General features: G+C 72.1%; 5 protein-coding genes. 4 read left to right on the forward strand and 1 reads right to left on the reverse strand.

Going from position 1 to position 4,966, the window contains the following annotated elements:
* Positions 1-382 precede the first annotated feature (382 nt).
* The 4 genes from AOK18_RS07315 (at position 383) to AOK18_RS07330 (ending at position 3,706) form a co-directional block, all read left to right on the forward strand.
* The gene (locus AOK18_RS07315; protein WP_055693789.1) at positions 383-1,156 is read left to right on the forward strand and encodes an SAM-dependent methyltransferase; all 774 of its coding nucleotides are present in this window, start codon (positions 383-385) and stop codon (positions 1,154-1,156) included.
* A gap of 706 nt (positions 1,157-1,862) precedes the next feature.
* Entirely contained in the window at positions 1,863-2,519 is a 657-nt protein-coding gene (locus AOK18_RS07320) for a helix-turn-helix domain-containing protein (RefSeq protein WP_055693790.1), read from the forward strand.
* A 76-nt stretch (positions 2,520-2,595) separates the two neighbouring features.
* On the forward strand, positions 2,596-3,213 hold the full coding sequence (locus tag AOK18_RS07325) for a hypothetical protein (RefSeq protein ID WP_055693791.1): 618 nt from the start codon (positions 2,596-2,598) through the stop codon (positions 3,211-3,213).
* A gap of 160 nt (positions 3,214-3,373) precedes the next feature.
* Positions 3,374-3,706 carry a DUF2516 family protein gene (locus tag AOK18_RS07330; protein ID WP_079104882.1) on the forward strand — a complete coding sequence of 111 codons (333 nt, stop codon included), beginning with the start codon at positions 3,374-3,376 and terminating at the stop codon, positions 3,704-3,706.
* 66 nt (positions 3,707-3,772) lie between these two features.
* Here AOK18_RS07330 and AOK18_RS07335 read toward each other — a convergent pair.
* Positions 3,773-4,966: PP2C family protein-serine/threonine phosphatase (locus AOK18_RS07335; RefSeq protein WP_055693792.1), on the reverse strand; the 1,194-nt coding region annotated here is incomplete at its 5' end.

A 4,966-nucleotide genomic window follows, 5' to 3' on the forward strand; every position in this document is an offset into this window, starting at 1 on the left:
CCCTGGCCCATCGACCCCGCCGGCACGGTGGTCGCCCCGCGCGGGCGCCACCCGTCGTCGACCCGTCTCCATGAAAATGGGTCAACGCGATGCTGTGACCTGCGGTGGCTCAGATCGAGCGAGACGGGGCGAGGGCCGACGTCCTGCTCGATCTGAGACCTGAGTTCCGTGGGCAGATGCCCGGCGCCCTGTGCGGGAGGCCGTCTGAAGGGGTGAGAACGGCGGCGTTCAGCTCCCGGCCCGCGAGCGGGTGAAGCTGTGGGTGCGGCCGATCGGGGTGGATCCGCGGCGGGCACACCAGGTGCGGGCCAGTCGTCCGGGACGGTCGAGCCGGATCTAAATCGCTCGGCACGTCACCCGGGGAGAACTAACGTTCCACCCCATGGCAATCGCTTCCGGTCTTCCCCCGCGTCTCGGCAGTCTGACCTTCCACGGACCGCTCTCCGAAGCCCGCGCCGACCGCATCGTCGCGCGGCTCGCCGCCGTCTCGCCCTCCACCGTCCTCGACATCGGCTGCGGCTGGGGCGAACTGCTGCTCCGCGTCCTGGAGTCCGTCCCGGGATCGACAGGCGTGGGCCTCGACATCAACGCCGAGGATCTGGCCAGGGGAAGGGCCCTTGCGAAGGGGCGCGGACTGGCCGGACGGGTCGAATTCACCGAGGAGTCGGCCCTCGGCACGGCACGCGGGCCCGTGGACGTGGTGCTCTGCCTGGGGGCCGGTCAGGCGCTGTGCGACCCCGAGCAGCCGTACGATCCCGGCGTCGTACTGCACGAGCTGCGCCGCTTGGTCCGCCCGGGCGGACGTGTCGTCCTGGGCGAGGGCTTCTGGGACCGCGCCCCGACGGGAGAGGAACTCGCGGCCATGTGGCCCGGGGCGCACGCAGGCGACCACCTGCAGCTCGGACCGCTCGTCGACCTCGCGGTCGAGGCGGGCTTCCGGCCGGCCTGGATCGAGTCGGCGAGCCGTGAGGAGTGGGAGGAGTTCGAGTCCGGCTACCGCCACGACACGGAACTCTGGCTCGCCACGAACCCGGACCACCCACTCGCCGCTGAGACCCGCGAACGAGTCGACCGCCAGCGGTCGTCCTGGGCCGACGGCTACCGCAACGTCCTCGGCGTCACGTACTTGACCCTCGTCCCGGTTACCAGAACCTGAACCCTGCCGGAACCTGTGGGTGGAGCAGGAGTATCAACTGAGCCCGGAGTCGTCGGCGTCGGGTGCCGTCGCCGCCTCGATGGGGTGCGCGATCACGCGGAGTCGGTGGATGAACCACGGTTCGGCGCCTGTCGCCCCCGGCGGGGGATCGCGTATCGGATCGAGGTCCGGGGGTGTCCGCTGAGGGCGCTGAGCCGGCCGACCGGATCCAGCCGGGAGTCCAGCCAGTGGGAGGGCCGCTGAAGGCGCTGGGCGCATCGCGTTGACCGTGGCGGGGCGGGCCGGGAACGAGACTGCGGTCTCCCGCGGGAAGGGCTTGAGCGGACGCTGCAATGGGCGCAGGGCGACGGCCTCGAACGGCCTGTGCGGCCGGTTCCCCTGCCTGCGTCGGGCGGGGAGTCCGATTCGCTGTCATGGTCGATCCGGATGTTCCGCAGGACGGTCTTGGCAATGCGCTCGCTTCCGTCGGGGACGGTGGAGATCGCCGCGGCCCGGATCAGGGGGGAGAGGCTTCCGATCATGCCGCCGGTTCGCCGGCGCAGGTGCTTCGAGAGCCCGGCAGGGGTGTCGGGCCGGTGACGGTGCGGGCGAGGGGTGCTCTCCAGCGAGGCGATCATGTCCGGTCCCGGCTCCGGCCGCGGACGGCGCGGCGCACTATTGCAAGCGGGTGCTTGCAATAGTTAGCGACGTGCGGCAGGGTGGAGGCATGGCATCGCTCAACGTCGGCAACCTCGGTGACTACCTGCGGGAGCAGCGGCGCAACGCGCAATTGTCGCTGCGGCAGCTCGCCGACGCCGCCGGGGTGTCCAATCCGTATCTGAGCCAGATCGAGCGCGGGCTGCGCAAGCCGAGCGCGGAGGTGCTGCAGCAGGTCGCCAAGGCGCTGCGGATCTCCGCCGAGACGCTGTACGTGCGCGCCGGCATCCTCGACGCCGAGCGGGACCGCGACGACGTGGAGACACGGGCCGTCATCCTCGCCGACCTCACCCTGACCGAACGTCAGAAGCAGGTGCTGCTCCAGATCTACGAGTCCTTCCGCAAGGAGAACGGGTTTGTGGGTCCCGAGGGCGGTGAGACGACGGGGAGTGCCGGTGGCGTGGACGCCGTCGGCTCCGTCGATGCCGTCGGAGGTGCCGGTGCCGCTCGGGGAGCCGGGGTTCCGGACGACGAGGAGGCTCCGGACGCCACGGACGGTTCCGGAGGTGGTGCCGGGATACGACGGCGGGGGCGCCGGGGCGGTGGCGGTGCGTCCGCCGGGCGCCGGGCTCCCTCCTCCGGAAAGGGCGGTCCGTCCGCCGAGCGCCGGCCCCGCAAGGCCAGTGGCACCGACACCGACACCGATCCGCAGCAGACGGCCGGCTGAGCCGGACCAGGGCACCGGCCGCCGCCGCGGATCACACAGACCCTCAGCCGAGAACGAACCCGGGAGGACCCTCACCATGGCCATCACCGACGACCTGCGCAAGACCTTCAGCAACCCGACCCCCCTCTACTTCGCCGCCGGCACCGCCGACCTCGCCCTGCAGCAGGCCAGGAAGGTGCCGGGGCTGGTGGAGCAGATCCGCACCGAGGCCCCTTCGCGCTTCGAGGCCGTGCGCCGCACCGACCCGAAGGCCGTCCAGGAGAAGGCGACCAGCAGGGTCAAGGAGACGCAGGAGACCGTCCAGGCCAAGGTCGGCGAGTTCTTCGGGTCGCTCGACACCGACCTCAAGAAGTTCGGCGAGACCGCTCAGGACCTCGCCCTGCGCGGCGTCGGTGTCGCCGCCGAGTACGCCGTCAAGGCCCGTGAGACGTACGAGAAGGTCGCCGAGCACGGCGAGCAGGCCGTGAAGACCTGGCGCGGCGAGGCCGCCGAGGGCATCGAGGACATCGCCGTCGCCGTCGAGCCGAAGGCCGAGCCCAAGCCGAAGCTCGAGGCCGTCGAGATCAAGGAGGACGAGGCCGTCAAGGGCGGCACGGCCGCTCCGACCGCCTCGGACGAGGCGAAGAAGGCCGCCGCCGGGAAGGACCAGGTGCGCAGGCCCGCGGCCAGGAAGACGACGCCGCCCGCCAAGTAGCCAGGACGCCGCGAGGGGAGCGGCGGCGGTGAACGGGGGTGGAACCGAACGGGCCGGGCACTCTCGTGGTGTCCGGCCCGTTGCACGGATAGCCGGCCGGCGGTTGCGGGTACGGTGACCGCGTAAGGACGAGCCGAGTCGGGTGGTGGACGTTGTGCTGATGCAGGGCTTCGCTGGGTTCATGTGGCTGCTGAGCATGGCCCTGATCGTTTTCAGCGGTTTCGCGTTGATCGACGCGGCCGTCCGCCGCGAGGACGCCTATCGCGCGGCGGACAAGAAGACCAAGCCGTTCTGGCTGATCATCCTCGGGCTCGCCTTCGTGGTGAACCTGATCTTCAACATCCTGTCGTTCCTGCCGATCATCGGGCTGATCGCGACCATCGTCTACATGGTCGATGTCCGTCCCGCCCTGCGCGGCCTCTCCGGCGGCGGGCGCAGCCACCGGGGCTCCAGCAGCGACGGCCCCTACGGCCCGTACAACGGCGGACGGTAGACAGGCACCGGGCGACACGGGACGGCAGCCGACCGGGCCGACCCGATGCGGTCGGCTCGGCCGCGGTCACGGCTGCGGCACCCGGTCCAGGAGGAGCAGCGCCACGTCGTCGGTCAGCTCGCCGCCGTTGAGGTCGCGGACCTCGTTGACCGCCGCCCGGAGCAGTTCCTTGCCGCGCAGACCGTCGGTGAGCTGGCGGCGGACCATGCCGACCATGCCGTCCTGGCCGAGCCGCTCCCCGCTGTCGCCGACGCGCCCCTCTATCAGGCCGTCGGTGTAGAGCATCAGGCTCCACTCGGTGCCCAGCTCCACCTGGGTACGCGGCCAGCGGGCGTCGGGCAGCATTCCGAGCGCGGGGCCGTTGTCGTCGTACGGCAGCAGCCGCGCGGGGTGCCCCGGGCGGGCGAGCAGCGGTGACGGATGGCCGGCCAGGCACAGGCCCGCCTCCCGGCCGTCGGGGGAGATGTCCACCGTGCAGAGCGTCGCGAAGATCTCGTCGTCCGCGCGCTCGTGTTCCAGCACCTGCTGCAGCGTGCCCAGCAGTTCGTCCCCCGACAGGCCCGCCAGCGTCAGCGCCCGCCAGGCGATCCGCAGCTCCACGCCGAGGGCGGCCTCGTCCGGGCCGTGCCCGCAGACGTCGCCGATCATGGCGTGCACGGTGCCGTCAGGGGTGCGGACGACGTCGTAGAAGTCACCGCCGAGCAGGGCGCGCGAGCGGCCCGGACGGTAGCGGGCGGCGAAGTGCAGCGGGGAGCCGTCCAGGAGCGGAGTCGGCAGCAGCCCGCGTTCCAGCCTGCGGTTCTCCCGGGCGTGCAGCCTGCCCTCGGCGAGCCGGCGCTCGGCCGAGTCGGACCGCTTCCGCTCCACCGCGTACCGGATCGCCCTGCTCAGCAGCCTGCTGTCCAGCTCGTCCCGGAAGAGGTAGTCCTGGGCGCCCACGCGCACCGCCTCGGCACCCCGTTCGGCGTCCCCGGACGCGGTCAGTGCGAGGACGGCGTGCCGGGGCGCGAGTTCCAGCACGTACCTGAGCACGGCGAGCTCGTCGTCGCCCCCGTCGTCACCGCCGCCGTGCGCGCCGTTCGCCGGCCGGCCGCCGGGGGCGGGCAGGGCGAGGTCCAGGAGGATGCAGTGGACGTCGTCGGTCAGCAGCCGCTCGGCCTCGGTGAGGTTGCGGGCGGTGCGGACGCGGATCGGCCTGCCGCCCCGGTCGGTCAGGGCGGGCACGATCGGCGAGCCTGCCGGGTCGTCCTCGATCAGCAG

The organism is Streptomyces prasinopilosus (assembly GCF_001419695.1).
Taxonomy (GTDB): domain Bacteria; phylum Actinomycetota; class Actinomycetes; order Streptomycetales; family Streptomycetaceae; genus Streptomyces; species Streptomyces prasinopilosus.

What these genes read in the sequence shown, in the direction of transcription:
- AOK18_RS07330 (WP_079104882.1), top strand. Translation starts at nt 3,374, where the DNA reads ATGCAGGGCTTCGCTGGGTTCATGTGGCTGCTGAGCATGGCCCTGATC.
- AOK18_RS07325 (WP_055693791.1), top strand. Translation starts at nt 2,596, where the DNA reads ATGGCCATCACCGACGACCTGCGCAAGACCTTCAGCAACCCGACCCCC.
- AOK18_RS07320 (WP_055693790.1), top strand. Translation starts at nt 1,863, where the DNA reads ATGGCATCGCTCAACGTCGGCAACCTCGGTGACTACCTGCGGGAGCAG.
- AOK18_RS07315 (WP_055693789.1), top strand. Translation starts at nt 383, where the DNA reads ATGGCAATCGCTTCCGGTCTTCCCCCGCGTCTCGGCAGTCTGACCTTC.